Annotated in this window: 20 protein-coding genes; 1 reads left to right on the forward strand and 19 read right to left on the reverse strand. The window is 39.9% G+C overall.

Features of this window, described 5'->3' with window-relative positions; all coding sequences use genetic code 11:
• Positions 1-380 precede the first annotated feature (380 nt).
• The 5 genes from rrtA to AS4_RS19270 all read right to left on the reverse strand — a co-directional run bounded on the left by rrtA (position 381) and on the right by AS4_RS19270 (position 3,341).
• Complete coding sequence (gene rrtA / locus AS4_RS19255; protein WP_096735210.1) at positions 381-953, reverse strand: rhombosortase; 573 nt, start codon at positions 951-953, stop codon at positions 381-383.
• Positions 954-1,019: 66 nt separating this feature from the next.
• Positions 1,020-2,108: a hypothetical protein gene (locus tag AS4_RS19260; protein WP_034614362.1), complete on the reverse strand. Its 1,089-nt coding sequence runs from the start codon at positions 2,106-2,108 to the stop codon at positions 1,020-1,022.
• A gap of 220 nt (positions 2,109-2,328) precedes the next feature.
• The gene (locus tag AS4_RS21850) at positions 2,329-2,490 is read right to left on the reverse strand and encodes a hypothetical protein (protein WP_004725737.1); all 162 of its coding nucleotides are present in this window, start codon (positions 2,488-2,490) and stop codon (positions 2,329-2,331) included.
• Between the two features lie 202 nt (positions 2,491-2,692).
• Positions 2,693-2,920 (reverse strand): hypothetical protein, encoded by a 228-nt coding sequence (locus AS4_RS22235; protein WP_004725735.1) that lies wholly within the window; start codon positions 2,918-2,920, stop codon positions 2,693-2,695.
• Positions 2,921-3,083: 163 nt separating this feature from the next.
• Entirely contained in the window at positions 3,084-3,341 is a 258-nt protein-coding gene (locus AS4_RS19270) for an FAD assembly factor SdhE (protein WP_004725733.1), read from the reverse strand.
• Positions 3,342-3,521: 180 nt separating this feature from the next.
• Between AS4_RS19270 and AS4_RS19275 the strand changes: the two genes are divergently transcribed.
• Positions 3,522-4,694: an acyl-CoA dehydrogenase family protein gene (locus AS4_RS19275; protein ID WP_096735211.1), complete on the forward strand. Its 1,173-nt coding sequence runs from the start codon at positions 3,522-3,524 to the stop codon at positions 4,692-4,694.
• A 162-nt stretch (positions 4,695-4,856) separates the two neighbouring features.
• Here AS4_RS19275 and AS4_RS19280 read toward each other — a convergent pair whose 3' ends face one another.
• The 14 genes from AS4_RS19280 to rpsH form a co-directional block, all read right to left on the reverse strand.
• Complete coding sequence (locus AS4_RS19280) at positions 4,857-6,347, reverse strand: flavin-containing monooxygenase (RefSeq protein ID WP_096735212.1); 1,491 nt, start codon at positions 6,345-6,347, stop codon at positions 4,857-4,859.
• A 200-nt stretch (positions 6,348-6,547) separates the two neighbouring features.
• A complete protein-coding gene (gene rplQ, locus AS4_RS19285; RefSeq protein ID WP_004281488.1) occupies positions 6,548-6,913 on the reverse strand; it encodes a 50S ribosomal protein L17 in 366 nt (121 codons plus the stop codon).
• Positions 6,914-6,931: 18 nt separating this feature from the next.
• Positions 6,932-7,939, reverse strand: a complete 1,008-nt coding sequence (locus tag AS4_RS19290) for a DNA-directed RNA polymerase subunit alpha (protein ID WP_004816876.1) — start codon at positions 7,937-7,939, stop codon at positions 6,932-6,934.
• 17 nt (positions 7,940-7,956) lie between these two features.
• A complete protein-coding gene (rpsD, locus tag AS4_RS19295; RefSeq protein ID WP_004725725.1) occupies positions 7,957-8,580 on the reverse strand; it encodes a 30S ribosomal protein S4 in 624 nt (207 codons plus the stop codon).
• 12 nt (positions 8,581-8,592) lie between these two features.
• Positions 8,593-8,979 carry a 30S ribosomal protein S11 gene (rpsK, locus tag AS4_RS19300; protein WP_001040166.1) on the reverse strand — a complete coding sequence of 129 codons (387 nt, stop codon included), beginning with the start codon at positions 8,977-8,979 and terminating at the stop codon, positions 8,593-8,595.
• Between the two features lie 19 nt (positions 8,980-8,998).
• Entirely contained in the window at positions 8,999-9,355 is a 357-nt protein-coding gene (gene rpsM / locus AS4_RS19305; protein WP_004725722.1) for a 30S ribosomal protein S13, read from the reverse strand.
• A gap of 107 nt (positions 9,356-9,462) precedes the next feature.
• Positions 9,463-9,579, reverse strand: a complete 117-nt coding sequence (gene rpmJ / locus AS4_RS19310) for a 50S ribosomal protein L36 (RefSeq protein WP_000867907.1) — start codon at positions 9,577-9,579, stop codon at positions 9,463-9,465.
• A gap of 21 nt (positions 9,580-9,600) precedes the next feature.
• Positions 9,601-10,920 carry a preprotein translocase subunit SecY gene (gene secY, locus AS4_RS19315; protein ID WP_171066869.1) on the reverse strand — a complete coding sequence of 440 codons (1,320 nt, stop codon included), beginning with the start codon at positions 10,918-10,920 and terminating at the stop codon, positions 9,601-9,603.
• 45 nt (positions 10,921-10,965) lie between these two features.
• On the reverse strand, positions 10,966-11,406 hold the full coding sequence (rplO, locus tag AS4_RS19320; RefSeq protein ID WP_004725719.1) for a 50S ribosomal protein L15: 441 nt from the start codon (positions 11,404-11,406) through the stop codon (positions 10,966-10,968).
• A 3-nt stretch (positions 11,407-11,409) separates the two neighbouring features.
• Positions 11,410-11,586 carry a 50S ribosomal protein L30 gene (gene rpmD, locus AS4_RS19325; RefSeq protein WP_004725717.1) on the reverse strand — a complete coding sequence of 59 codons (177 nt, stop codon included), beginning with the start codon at positions 11,584-11,586 and terminating at the stop codon, positions 11,410-11,412.
• Between the two features lie 6 nt (positions 11,587-11,592).
• Positions 11,593-12,090 (reverse strand): 30S ribosomal protein S5, encoded by a 498-nt coding sequence (rpsE, locus tag AS4_RS19330; protein WP_004725715.1) that lies wholly within the window; start codon positions 12,088-12,090, stop codon positions 11,593-11,595.
• A 2-nt stretch (positions 12,091-12,092) separates the two neighbouring features.
• On the reverse strand, positions 12,093-12,443 hold the full coding sequence (gene rplR, locus AS4_RS19335) for a 50S ribosomal protein L18 (RefSeq protein WP_004725713.1): 351 nt from the start codon (positions 12,441-12,443) through the stop codon (positions 12,093-12,095).
• 14 nt (positions 12,444-12,457) lie between these two features.
• Positions 12,458-12,991 carry a 50S ribosomal protein L6 gene (gene rplF, locus AS4_RS19340; RefSeq protein WP_004725711.1) on the reverse strand — a complete coding sequence of 178 codons (534 nt, stop codon included), beginning with the start codon at positions 12,989-12,991 and terminating at the stop codon, positions 12,458-12,460.
• A gap of 13 nt (positions 12,992-13,004) precedes the next feature.
• Positions 13,005-13,400, reverse strand: a complete 396-nt coding sequence (gene rpsH / locus AS4_RS19345) for a 30S ribosomal protein S8 (protein WP_004725709.1) — start codon at positions 13,398-13,400, stop codon at positions 13,005-13,007.
• Positions 13,401-13,407 lie beyond the last annotated feature (7 nt).

Here is a 13,407-nt window from a genome sequence, read left to right on the forward strand (position 1 = left end):
TGCACAGCTTATCTTTTATTATTAGGTGAGAGGTAAAATCCTTTACCAATACCCATTCCTATCATCACTACTCAAATTTGCCTTAATTTTCCTAAGAAAAACATGACAAAGATTAATTTTTTTGGCGAGCTTTTTGTCAACTCATCTATAGTCTTATCATTAAATGTGAAAAAACAACTAAGCACTTATATTTTTTCTGAATAAAATAGGTGTAACTTTCACACAATCAACAACAAACGAGAATTATCATCCATTCATTACAAAGCATTCATTCAAATTTATTTTTTAAATCTCTTCACACCACTATATGCTTATCTCCATCATCATAATGAAATTTTATAGAATGATATTTCATAAAAATAACATTGTTGATTTATTTTCTATTTCATGACATTAAGTCGAAAAATTAAGCTTAAGATGGCACAAATACTTCCAAAAATCACCCCAAGCAAATGCGCTTGTATTAAAACAGGATGACCAATCAATTGTTCAGTTTGTAGCGCACCAAAAAAATGTTCCCATGCAATTTTGCCAAAGATGCATAACAGTACGATGAAAGCAAAATTTCGTTCCGACTTTTCTTTTAAACTGACGATTGCACAAAATACAAACAGACCATGAAGAATGCCAGACAAACCTGCATAAGCAAAAATATGAGGATAAATCAGATAAAAACAGAGACTAAGTAAAGGCGGTAAAATAAGCAATAAAGCAATAAAAACTTGCTTTTTAATGTTTGGAAATAAAAAGGGTAAACAAGCCAAAGCCAAAACATTTAAAACATAATGAATCCAGCCCACATGAACCCAATGCCCTGTCCACCAACGCCAAGGCTGGCTAAAAAATACATCGTGCTGATAAATGAAATGAGTTTGAAAAAGCTGAAGCATTGCAAAAAAAATGATACAGGTTGCAATAAACAATATATTTTTATCTAACTTGTGTTGTTCCATGCTACACCATAAAAAAAGAAGAGCTGTTGCTCTTCCTCAATTCTAACCAATTCATGCAATTGAATACTATGGATTTGCTGCAGGTTCATCAGCTGAAGCACTTGGCTCTTCAGTCGGTGCAGGTAAATCATTAAACAATTCATCATCACCCGTAGATGCTTGTTCATCCCAGAATGTGGTCATTCCATCATCTGCTGCACGAACACCAGTATGTTCAGTCCAATAACGATCTGCAATACCTTGAACCATTTGACCCGCCATACCATCTAACAATCTAAATTCAGGGTTTACTGGCTTATCATCTGCACGCGATGCGGCATAGGCTTTTAACGCCGCTCTTAATTTAGCGTCATCACCACTGGCTTGCGCCGCAACGGCATTCATTGCAAATGCTAAACGAACACCTTTCTGCTCTGCGATTTGCATTGATTGTTGTAAGGTCTGGGTTGGATCAGGCTTACCGTCTCCTGCACCCGGTAACAATATCCAAATCACTGCACGGGTCGCCATTGGCGCACCCCAGAATTTGTTATTGTCTAGACATGCCATACCACGTTCAACAATCGCAGCAATATCTTTCGGTACATTCACTGCACCACCAGAGTTAATGTCATTGGTCATCGCTTGCAAACCACTGAGCATACCAATTAAATAGATGGTTTGATCTAAGTCCTTACGCATGGTTGGACAAGAATCACCTAAAGTATATTTATATTTTGCCTGCCAACGTTCTGCAAATAATTGATAACCCGTGTATTGACGTTCTGCGGCAAGGGCTGCCCAACGTTTTTGTTCTATACGAGCATCTTGCGCTTCAGTCACTTTACCGTCTTTTGAAGCACGTAAATATCTGAGTTCTGCATCCAAAGCACGATTTTCTGCACACATCCCCGCAGCTGAATATAACAATACCGCCATACGGGTGGGGTCGGCCCCCATATCTTTTGTTGCCATAATCGCTGGCGTTAATGCATTGCCTGAGTTGCACGCCATATCAGTATCATTGCCCGCCAAAATGGGTGGGACGATATGTTTTTCACTAAAGCCAAGCGCAACATTGGCACCTGATTTTACAACATATGAACAACCTGATAACACAGATGAGGCAACAACAGCGGTCAGCATCAATTGACCAAGCTTGTGGACCTTAGACATACTTCCTGTCCTCTATATAATTGTGTTTATATCCCTTTTAAAATAACAATATCAGATGCAATCTCTGAATAACAGAGTAATAGCTCTAATTTCATCTGAAGAATTTGCCACAATATAGAAAGTATTCAATTGACCTGATCTGGTTTTTATACAAATTTTAAGCAAAAAAAAGTAGCATTGCGACGGTTCAGCACATGCTACTTGTTAAAAGGTAAACTCTTTAAGAGAGTTTATTGGTTTTAAGTCTTTTAAATTTGCTACCGTTAACACTGTTAGCGTTAGCTTTCTCAATCTGTTCCCTCAGCATAGTTCCTAGTCTTCCAAATATAATTGCAAAAACAATTGCAACCACTAAGAACCAAAACGTATGAATTTCACCCATTTGGAAATTCCTCCTCGCTGTTGGTATTTTTAATTTACATGCAAAATCAGATTTTTACAGAGATAATTGTCCGACAATTTTACAATTGCGCTATTTTGTATATATTTGGTCTAACAATGGATATTAAATAAGCAAAAATACAAATAAGATTTTGTTTTATTTAGATTAAATTTAGATTAGATTTTTTATATTTGTTAGACAATTAACTTAATTTGACCCGAGATTTTAAAGATTTCCACTGTATTTTGCTCACCTGATCTTGCCAAATAATTAAACTTTTATTGTTTTTCTCACAAAAATACACTGCGATATAAAATCGATGATCAATCATTTGCTGAATTTGTACATGATGAATTTGATTAGAATCCTCATATTGTAGGGTCCACTGATCTAAATCAAAATGTTCTAAACTTCGGACTTGTGGACGCATTCTAAATATTTTTAGACTGAAGCATGCCAACAACAGCAGTAATCCACTTATCCATACAGGGATAATCGAGTACAGCACTATAAAAATAATTGTTAAACACAAAAGCTGAAAACCCAGTGCAATACGACTGGGTTTGAATTGATATCGTTGGTGAGTTTTTAACTCATCCGTGGACATAATCTTTAAGTTTATTGATCAAGCTTCTGAGTTCAGGTCGAGGTGGCTCTGAAACTTCCATAAACCAATCCAATAAATCTGGGTCTTCCTGATCAACTAACTCTTTAAACAAGGCTTTTTCTTGCGCACTTGCTTCTAAGTAATATTGTTTTACGTATGGGTCAAAATATACATCAATCTCTTTTAAACCGCGACGAGCACGATAAATCACTTTACGTTCTTCTAAAGTAAGTTCTTCTGACATCATTTTCCCCCAATGGTTAATTCTGACTTAGTTTACCCGATTCCCGATCAATTTCTCGCTAAATTCTTCTAAATGACCAAATTCATCATTTAAAAATGAGTTTTGAGCATTCATCTCATTGCGACAAATAAGCAATTCACATAATTTCAACTCACTAAAACTCATATGGATATTATAAAAATGCAATCAGGTGCTATCCGACCTTTAACCAATATGTTGCCTCGTAAATTGTTTAATTCCGATCACGATGCTTTTCGTGAAACCGTACGTAAATTTTATGAAAAAGAAGTTGTACCAAATATTGCTAAATATGAACAGCAACAACATGTAGATCGCGATTTATGGAACAAAGCAGGTGAAATGGGTCTGCTCTGTGCGACTATGCCTGAAGAATATGGTGGCTATGGCGTAGATCGCCTCTACAGTATGATTCTGATTGAAGAACAAGCCTATGCAATGGATTCTTCTACAGGTTTTTCTTTGCACTCGGATATTGTTGCCAACTACATCAACAACTTTGGTAATGAAAAGCAGAAAAAACATTGGATTGCTAAAATGGCTTCTGGAGAAACCGTCACAGCCATTGCGATGACAGAACCAGGAACAGGCTCAGACCTACAAGGTGTTCGCACCACCGCTGTTTTAGATGGGGATGAATATGTAATCAATGGTTCTAAAATCTTTATTACCAATGGTTATCTATGCGATATGGCAATTGTGGTATGTAAAACAGGCAGTTCAGAGAAAGGTTCTGCCAACCTATCTTTGATTATTGTTGAAGCTGACCGTGCTGGCTTTAGCAAAGGAAAACCACTCAATAAAATTGGTATGAAAGGACAAGATACTTGCGAATTGTTCTTTGAAGATGTTCGTGTGCCAAAAGAAAATTTATTGGGTATGGAAGGCATGGGTTTTATCATGCTGATGAAAGAGTTGGCATGGGAACGTATGCTGGTCGCGATTATCTGTCAAGCAGGTGCAGAAGCAGCGCTGGCACATACCGTTCAATATACCAAAGACCGTAAAGCGTTTGGTAAACCGATCGGTGCTTTTCAAAATACACGTTTTAAACTTGCTGAAATGCGCACAGAAATTGATTTCTGCCGCGCTTACCTCGACCGTTGTATGGAATTACAACTTGAAGGTACATTAGGTGTTGATGCTGCAGCTGCTGCAAAATACAAAATTTCAGAAGTATTCTCTAATGTGGTTGATGAATGCCTTCAATTACATGGTGGTTATGGTTATATGCTGGAATATCCAATTGCACGTGCCTATATCGATAATCGGGCAAATCGTATTTATGCAGGTACAAACGAGATTATGAAAGAACTGATTTCCCGTTCTTTATAATCTATCTAATTACTATCAAAGGAGCTTAGGCTCCTTTTTCTATCACCAAGCATTCTTTTTAAATCAATTTTCCTATCGCAATAAAAAAGGAGCTTTCGCTCCTTGTTTATTTCATAACTTGTTTATTTTGCTATTTCTTAGTTTAGTGATTTCTAGGTTTGATTAAGAAACCAGTTTCGGCTTTTTTGCGAGTTGTGCTTCACGCTTATGGAATTTTAAAATGCCATCTTCAAACTTGGCATTTTTAAGTTCTTTACGATCTGCTAAATAGTTATTCGACACTTTCCAAGGTGCATGCTTACCTTGTTTTGGCATCACATCCACCGCACGAGCAATATACCCTGAGCTTAAACTGCCCATCACCGTATCTTCCATCAATTCAGTTGCATCACCTTGCGGAATAACTTCGTCATAGCCCTTCTTGTCCATATAGTTTACAAGACGGCAAATATACTCACCTGCGATATCAACTTTTAATGTCCATGATGCGTTGATATAACCAATGATCATTGCCATATTTGGCACATCGCTAACCATCACACCCTGATACAGCATGTGTTGAGAGGTATTCATTGGCTTATTATCAATTGTAGCTTTGATACCACCCAAGATTTGGATTTCTAAACCTGTTGCTGAAACGATGATATCCGCATCTAAATGCTTACCAGATTTTAATTGGATACCTGTTGCGGTAATTTTTTCAATTTGATCTGTTTCAACACTGGCTTTACCAGAACGTAAAATTTTAAATAAGTCACCATCTGGCACAACACATAAACGCTGATCCCATGGATTATATGTTGGGGTAAAGTGTTTCATATCCACTTTACCTTTTAATTGCATTTCAATCGATTTGAGTAAGAACTTACGCAGTAACTTCGGTTGTTTTTGTGCAAGCGCATAGATACCGCGTTGCATACCAATATTACGTGCACGGGTTAACTTATATGCCACATCTTCAGGTAAAACCTTACGCATTTTGTCATAAACAAAATCAATAGACGGGATTGAAGCAATATAGGTTGGTGAACGTTGCAACATGGTCACATGCCCTGCTCCACCTTTTGACATCGCAGGCACTAAGGTAATAGCTGTTGCACCACTACCAATAATCACCACTTTTTTACCCGTATAATCTAAGTTTTCAGGCCAAAATTGTGGGTTAATAAATTCGCCTTTAAAATCATTTTTACCTGGATAATCAGGTTGATAACCTTGATCGTAATTATAATAACCCGTACATCCGATTACAAAGTTTGCAACCCACGTATTGAGTTTTTGATTTTCATCTTCAATTTGTACGACCCATTTTTTAATTGATGAATCATAATTTGCAGTACGTACACGCTGATTAAAATGAATTTTATCTTTTAATTTAAATTCATCGACAACTTCAGCAACATAGCCTTTAATCGAAGCACCATCTGCCAAGACATTGGCTTTTTGCCATGGTTTAAAATTAAACCCAAAAGTAGACATATCTGAATCGGAACGGATACCCGGATATTTAAATAAATCCCAAGTACCACCGAAGCTCTCACGACGTTCAATAATTTCAAATGAACGTTGTGGTGAGTGTTTTGAAAGATGCGCAGCTACACCAATACCAGAGATACCTGCACCAACGATAAGAATATCAACTTGCTTTTCCATGTTGTTTTTATAACCTTTTTAAGAGTACTTTTTTATTAAAGCACAAATCTGACAATACGCAATGTCAAGTTTGCATTTTTCTGACGAAATTTAAGTCAATTTGGGACAAAACCATAAATTGTCCAACAAAAAGGCATAAAAAAAAGGCCGGTGAAACACCGACCTTTTTCGAACAACCGATTGTTCTGTGACGTGAGTAATTAGTTTACTTCACGATCCACAAGTTCTACATAAGCCATCGGTGCAGCATCACCTGCACGGAAACCAGCTTTAAGAACACGTAGATAACCGCCGTTACGTTCTTTGTAACGAGGGCCAAGAACGGTAAATAATTTACCAACTGTTGCTGCTGAACGAGTACGAGCAAACGCCAAACGACGGTTTGCTACAGTATCGTTTTTAGCTAAAGTGATTAAAGGCTCAGCTACACGACGTAACTCTTTTGCTTTAGGCACAGTAGTTTTAATTAACTCATGCTCAAACAAAGAATTAGCCATGTTTTGAAACATCGCTTTACGATGGCTGCTGGTACGGCCTAATTTCACACCACTATTACGATGACGCATGGTGATAGTCCTACTTAATTAACGGCTACGATAGGCGAAACGATCGTCCATACGGAGACTAGCTGGTGGCCAGTTCTCTAAACGCATGCCGAGCTGTAAGCCCTTAGAAGCCAGAACATCTTTGATCTCAGTAAGCGATTTTTTACCAAGGTTAGGAGTTTTAAGCAACTCAACCTCAGTACGCTGTACTAGATCACCAATGTAGTAAATATTTTCTGCTTTCAAACAGTTAGCAGAACGAACAGTAAGCTCTAGATCATCAACTGGACGAAGCAAGATTGGATCAACTTCTTCACGTGGCTCTTGAGCAACTGGAGCTTGATCTTTCTGAAGATCAACAAAAATTGCAATTTGTTGTTGCAAGATTGTTGCCGCTTTGCGGATAGCTTCTTCAGGATCTACAGTTCCATTCGTTTCAAGATCAATGACGAGCTTATCAAGGTCAGTACGTTGTTCTACACGAGCATTTTCAACTGTGTAAGACACACGTTTAATCGGGCTATAAGAAGCATCTAACTGTAGACGACCTACAGGACGCGTTTCGCCTTCAGGGAAACGTGAGTCAGAAGTTTCATAACCACGACCTTGAGAAACTTTCAAGCGCATTTTTAATGAGCCTGAAGCACTTAAAGTACCAATCAGATGTTCAGGGTTAACCACTTCAACATTATGTGGTAAACGAAGGTCAGCAGCAGTTACATCGCCAGGACCTTGTTTTTCCAATGTCAAATATGCTTCGTTTTGATCGAACAGCTTAATAGACAATCCTTTTAGGTTCAGCAAGAGCTCGACGATGTCCTGCTGCAAGCCTTCTAAAGTACTGTACTCGTGCTCGACACCCTCTATCTCTACTTCAACCACGGCTGCGCCAGGTAAAGAAGACAAAAGGATGCGACGTAAAGCATTACCAAGAGTATGACCAAAGCCACGTTCTAATGGTTCAAGAATCACTTTTGCCGAGGTCCCGCTTGCCGCTTCGACCTTGATCGCTTGCGGAGTTAGAAACTCGTTTGCAGTACGCGTCATTATTGCTACCTCAAGGATTATTTAGAATACAATTCTACAATCAAGCTTTCGTTGATTTCAGCAGGTAAATCAGAACGATCTGGTGCAGCTTTAAATGTACCTTCAAGTTTTGAATGATCTACTTCAATCCAAGCAGCTGTTCCACGTTGAGCAGCTAATTCAATTGCGTTTTTGATACGTAATTGTTGTTTAGCGCTTTCGTGAACTGCAATCACGTCGCCCGCTTTAACTTGGATAGACGCGATGTTAACACGACGACCATTTAAAGTGATTGAACGGTGAGATACCAGCTGACGAGCTTCTGCACGTGTAGAACCAAAACCCATGCGATAAACAACGTTATCGAGGCGGCTTTCAAGCAATTTCAACAAGTTTTCACCTGTTGCGCCTTTAACACGAGCAGCTTCTTTGTAGTAGTTACTAAATTGACGCTCTAAAACACCGTACATACGACGTACTTTTTGTTTTTCACGTAATTGTAGTGAATACTCTGATTGTTTAGCACGGCTTTGGCCATGTTGACCAGGAGCTTTAGCAGATTTTTTTGTTTTGACGTCAAATGGTTTAACGCCAGATTTTAATTGCAGGTCTGTCCCTTCGCGGCGAGAGAGTTTGCATTTTGGACCAATATAACGAGCCATGAATGTTTCTCCTTACACGCGACGTTTTTTAGGTGGACGGCAACCGTTGTGCGGAATCGGTGTCACATCGGTAATGCTGTTAATTTTATAACCCACTGCACCTAATGCACGAACCGCAGATTCACGACCTGGACCAGGACCTTTTACAAGGACGTCCAAGTTTTTCAAACCGTAATCTAAAGCAGCTTTACCAGCAACTTCAGCAGCTACCTGAGCAGCAAACGGAGTTGATTTACGTGATCCACGGAAGCCTTGTCCACCTGAAGTAGCCCAAGCCAATGCATTACCTTGACGATCAGTAATCGTAACAATGGTGTTATTAAAAGAAGCGTGAATGTGTGCAACACCTTCAGAGACGGTACGAGTGACCTTCTTGCGTGTGCGAGTATCTTTAGCCATCTTTTAGCTTCCAGAAATCTTATTTCTTAATAGGTTTGCGCGGACCTTTACGGGTACGTGCGTTAGTTTTGGTGCGTTGTCCGCGAACAGGCAAGCTGCGACGATGACGAAGACCGCGGTAGCAGCCTAAATCCATTAAACGTTTAATGTTCATGGAAATTTCGCGACGTAAGTCACCTTCGGTCGGAACCTTAGCAACTTCTGCACGAATCGCATCAAGCTGAGCATCATCTAATTCACGAATTTTAGTAGTAGTCGTAATACCTGCAGCAGCTAAAATGTTTTTAGCTGTGTGGCGGCCAATACCAAAAATATACGTGAGAGAGATAACAGCATGCTTGTTATCCGGAATGTTTACACCGGCAATACGAGCCATTCAAATTTCTCCAAAAAGGCAGTAGAGATAATCAACCGCCCCACAAAAATCTTGAGGGGCGGATAATAACCTAATTAGCCTACTGAAATCAACAGGTCTTAATTAAATTAACCTTGACGCTGCTTATGACGAGGTTCTGCGCTGCAAATTACGCGAATAACCCCATTACGACGGATAACTTTACAGCTACCACAAATTTTCTTTACAGAAGCTTGTACTTTCATGATGAAACCTTCTAAGTGCGCTTATCCCTTAGGATGAGCAGTCGTTTTTCTCATTAACGATTGATCGTCATACTGATGTGATGTCAAATGGGCTTGAAGCTGAGCCATAAAGTCCATAACAACAACAACTACGATAAGTAATGAGGTACCACCCAAATGGAATGGAATACCAAAAGAACTTTGTAAAATCATCGGCATTAAACAGATGACTGTAATGTAGATTGCACCAATAAACGTCAAACGATTAAGAATATGATCTAAGTAACGAGCAGTTTGCTCACCTGGGCGAATACCAGGTACATAAGCTCCACTGCGTTTCAAGTTCTCTGATACTTCTTTCGGGCTAAAAACAAGCGCCGTATAGAAATAACAGAAAAAGATAATTAACGCACCGAAGAGCACTAAATACAACGGTTGTCCAGGCGATAATACCAATGCCAAATCTTGTAGGCTACGTTTTACAATTCCTGCATTTGGATCAGCACTGCCTAACCATTGACCTAAACTTGCAGGGAACAACAATAACGAACTTGCGAAAATTGCTGGAATAACCCCTGCCATGTTGATCTTCAATGGCAAATGCGTTTGCTGTGCAGTGAATACACGACGACCTTGCTGTTTTTGAGCATAGTTCACAGGTATACGACGTTGAGCTTTTTCAATAAACACAATCGCTGCTAAAACAGCAACTGATAGCAATCCAAAGATAGCCAAACCAATTAAACTTGATTGGCCATTATCTACCGAAGTAAATGCTTGAATCACTAAGTTTGGTAAACCAGCAACAATACCTGCAAAGATAATCATTGAGATACCGTTACCAACACCACGTTCAGTAATTTGCTCACCTAACCACATTAAGAACATGGTACCTGCAACTAACGATGTTAGCGCTGGAATGTAAAAAGCCAGTCCCGAAGTCAAAGTAATACCTTGACTGATTAGACCAGCACACATCCCGATACCTTGGACTAATGCAAGTAAAAGGGTGCCGTAACGCGTATATTGATTAATCTTACGCTTACCTTGCTCGCCTTCTTTCTTCAATGCTTCTAACGAAGGCACCACGGTCGACATCAACTGCACAATAATAGATGCAGAAATGTACGGCATGATACCTAACGCCAGAATGGACATTCGTTCTAATGCTCCACCCGAGAACATATTAAACAAACCTAAAAAAGTACCTTCATTAGCTTTGAAAAAACGTTCTAGAGCAACATTATCAATACCTGGCAGCGGAATATGCGCTCCTAGTCGAAAGACTACCAATGCACCAATCAAGAACATTAATCGGCGAATAATTTCACGATATTTCACATGAAATGGTTGACCTTTCATCATGTTAACATGACCTGAAGAACTAGGAGACATAGTCACTCGCGATTACTCCTCGACTTTACCGCCAGCAGCTTCAAGAGCAGCTTTAGCGCCTTTAGTCAATGCAACACCTTGAACAGTGAATGCACGAGTGATTTCACCAGAAAGAACAACACGAGCACGCAACATATCTTTACGTACAACATTCGCAGCTTTCAAAGTTTCAAGTGAAATAATATCACCTTCAACTTTAGCAAGTTCAGACAAACGTACTTCAGCAGTTTTCAAAGCCAATTGGCTTGTGAAACCGAATTTAGGTAAACGACGATATAACGCAGTTTGACCACCTTCAAAGCCTGGACGAACGCCACCACTTTTACGTGATTTCTGACCTTTGACACCACGGCCACCAGTCTTACCGACACCAGAACCGATACCACGGCCTAAACGACGATTATCACGTTTTGCACCTTCAGCAGGTGCAAGCTCATTTAAACGCAGAGTCATGGCTTATTCCTCTACACTAACCATATAGTAGACTTTGTTGATCATACCACGGTTAGAAGGTGTATCTATTACTTCTACTGTATGACCAATACGACGCAGACCTAAACCTTGTAGGCAAAGTTTGTGATTTTTCAAACGATGCGAAGAAGATTTAGTCTGGGTAACTTTAATCGTTTTCATGATTGATTACCCTAAAATTTGTTCTACTGAAAGACCACGTTTAGCAGCAACTTTCTCAGGAGACGTCATATCACGTAAACCATTAAAAGTTGCATTTACAACGTTAGCCGCGTTAGTAGAACCATAACATTTCGTCAATACGTTACGTACACCAGCAGCTTCTAAAACTGCGCGCATAGAACCACCAGCGATTACGCCAGTACCTTCAGATGCAGGTTGCATGTAAACACGGCTAGCGCCATGACGAGCATGAATAGGATGTTGTACAGTACCATCAACAAGATCAACAGTGATCATGTTGCGGCGTGCAGCTTCAAGTGCTTTAGAAATAGCAGCTGGAACTTCACGCGCTTTACCGCGACCAAAACCTACACGACCATTACCATCACCCACAACAGTTAATGCTGTGAAAGAGAAGATACGACCACCCTTAACAACTTTGGCTACACGATCAACGGCAACCAGCTTTTCAACAAGACCTTCGTTTTGTTCAACTTTAGCCATGATTAGAACTCCAAGCCGTTTTCACGAGCAGCATCAGCCAAGGCTTTGATACGACCATGATATTTAAAACCAGAACGGTCAAATGCAACTTTAGTTACACCAGCAGCCTTTGCACGTTCTGCGATTAAAGCACCTACTTTAGTAGCTGAATCTACATTACCTGTAGTTCCGCTACGTAAAGATGCATCCAAAGTAGAAGCTTGCGCTAATACTTTGCCACCATCTGCAGAAATAACTTGAGCATAGATGTGACGCGGCGTGCGGTTTACACACAAGCGAGTCGCACCCAATGCACGAATGTGCAAGCGTGTGCTTTTCGCACGACGCAAACGGGATTGTTTCTTTTCGTTCATAAGAACCTCGCGCCTTATTTCTTCTTAGCTTCTTTACGAAGAACAACTTCGTCAGAATAGCGAACACCTTTACCTTTATACGGCTCTGGTGGACGATAACCACGGATTTCTGCAGCAACTTGACCTAACAATTGCTTGTTAGCTGATTTCAAAATGATTTCAGTAGCAGTCGGAGTTTCAGCAGTTACACCTTCAGGAAGAGCGTAATCAATCGGGTGAGAATAACCAAGGTTAAGGTTCACAACTGTACCTTTAACCGCAGCTTTATAACCAACACCGATAAGTTGTAACTTACGTTCGAAGCCTTCATTAACACCTTTTACAAGGTTATTAAGAACAGCGCGAGCAGTACCAGCTTGCATCCAAGAATCGCGAGATTCTTTAACTGGAGCAATATGAAGTTGACCTTCTTCCTGTTTAAGCTCGACCAGCGCATGCAGGTTGAAAGACAACGTACCTTTGCTGCCTTTCACTTCGACCTGCCGGCCGTTCTGAGTAACTGCTACACCGTTAGGTACAGTTACTGGGGCTTTAGCCACACGAGACATGAGGAATCACCTATTAAGAAACAAAAGCAATAACTTCACCACCAACGCCTGCAGCACGTGCAGCGCGATCAGTCATGATGCCTTTGCTTGTAGAAACAATTGCAATACCTAAACCTTGCTTAACGCTCGGAAGTGCATCTTTACCGCGATACTGACGTAGACCTGGACGGCTTACGCGTTTCACAGTTTCGATAACTGGTTTGCCTTCAAAATATTTTAAAGTAATTGTCAAAGTAGCTTTGCCTTCAAGATCAGCAACTTCTACATTTGAAATGTAACCTTCTTGTTGAAGTACGTTTGCAATTGCAACTTTCAACTTAGAATTAGGCATAGAAACAGTTTGTTTCTTTGCCATTTGTGCGTTACGAACACGTGTTAGCATGTCGGCAACGGTATCTTGCATACTCATTTATAGT

The organism is Acinetobacter guillouiae (assembly GCF_002370525.2).
GTDB lineage: Bacteria > Pseudomonadota > Gammaproteobacteria > Pseudomonadales > Moraxellaceae > Acinetobacter > Acinetobacter guillouiae.

What these genes read in the sequence shown, in the direction of transcription:
- rrtA (WP_096735210.1), bottom strand. Translation starts at nt 953, where the DNA reads ATGGAACAACACAAGTTAGATAAAAATATATTGTTTATTGCAACCTGT.
- rplR (WP_004725713.1), bottom strand. Translation starts at nt 12,443, where the DNA reads ATGAACGAAAAGAAACAATCCCGTTTGCGTCGTGCGAAAAGCACACGC.
- AS4_RS21850 (WP_004725737.1), bottom strand. Translation starts at nt 2,490, where the DNA reads ATGGGTGAAATTCATACGTTTTGGTTCTTAGTGGTTGCAATTGTTTTT.
- rpmD (WP_004725717.1), bottom strand. Translation starts at nt 11,586, where the DNA reads ATGAAAACGATTAAAGTTACCCAGACTAAATCTTCTTCGCATCGTTTG.
- rplO (WP_004725719.1), bottom strand. Translation starts at nt 11,406, where the DNA reads ATGACTCTGCGTTTAAATGAGCTTGCACCTGCTGAAGGTGCAAAACGT.
- rpsM (WP_004725722.1), bottom strand. Translation starts at nt 9,355, where the DNA reads ATGGCTCGTATTGCCGGTGTAAACATTCCGGATAACAAGCATGCTGTT.
- rpmJ (WP_000867907.1), bottom strand. Translation starts at nt 9,579, where the DNA reads ATGAAAGTACAAGCTTCTGTAAAGAAAATTTGTGGTAGCTGTAAAGTT.
- AS4_RS19275 (WP_096735211.1), top strand. Translation starts at nt 3,522, where the DNA reads ATGCAATCAGGTGCTATCCGACCTTTAACCAATATGTTGCCTCGTAAA.
- AS4_RS19290 (WP_004816876.1), bottom strand. Translation starts at nt 7,939, where the DNA reads ATGACGCGTACTGCAAACGAGTTTCTAACTCCGCAAGCGATCAAGGTC.
- secY (WP_171066869.1), bottom strand. Translation starts at nt 10,920, where the DNA reads ATGAAAGGTCAACCATTTCATGTGAAATATCGTGAAATTATTCGCCGA.
- rplQ (WP_004281488.1), bottom strand. Translation starts at nt 6,913, where the DNA reads ATGCGTCATCGTAATAGTGGTGTGAAATTAGGCCGTACCAGCAGCCAT.
- rpsH (WP_004725709.1), bottom strand. Translation starts at nt 13,400, where the DNA reads ATGAGTATGCAAGATACCGTTGCCGACATGCTAACACGTGTTCGTAAC.
- AS4_RS19270 (WP_004725733.1), bottom strand. Translation starts at nt 3,341, where the DNA reads ATGTCAGAAGAACTTACTTTAGAAGAACGTAAAGTGATTTATCGTGCT.
- AS4_RS19280 (WP_096735212.1), bottom strand. Translation starts at nt 6,347, where the DNA reads ATGGAAAAGCAAGTTGATATTCTTATCGTTGGTGCAGGTATCTCTGGT.
- AS4_RS19260 (WP_034614362.1), bottom strand. Translation starts at nt 2,108, where the DNA reads ATGTCTAAGGTCCACAAGCTTGGTCAATTGATGCTGACCGCTGTTGTT.
- rpsE (WP_004725715.1), bottom strand. Translation starts at nt 12,090, where the DNA reads ATGGCTAAAGTTGAACAAAACGAAGGTCTTGTTGAAAAGCTGGTTGCC.
- rpsD (WP_004725725.1), bottom strand. Translation starts at nt 8,580, where the DNA reads ATGGCTCGTTATATTGGTCCAAAATGCAAACTCTCTCGCCGCGAAGGG.
- AS4_RS22235 (WP_004725735.1), bottom strand. Translation starts at nt 2,920, where the DNA reads ATGCGTCCACAAGTCCGAAGTTTAGAACATTTTGATTTAGATCAGTGG.
- rpsK (WP_001040166.1), bottom strand. Translation starts at nt 8,979, where the DNA reads ATGGCTAAAGATACTCGCACACGCAAGAAGGTCACTCGTACCGTCTCT.
- rplF (WP_004725711.1), bottom strand. Translation starts at nt 12,991, where the DNA reads ATGTCTCGTGTGGCTAAAGCCCCAGTAACTGTACCTAACGGTGTAGCA.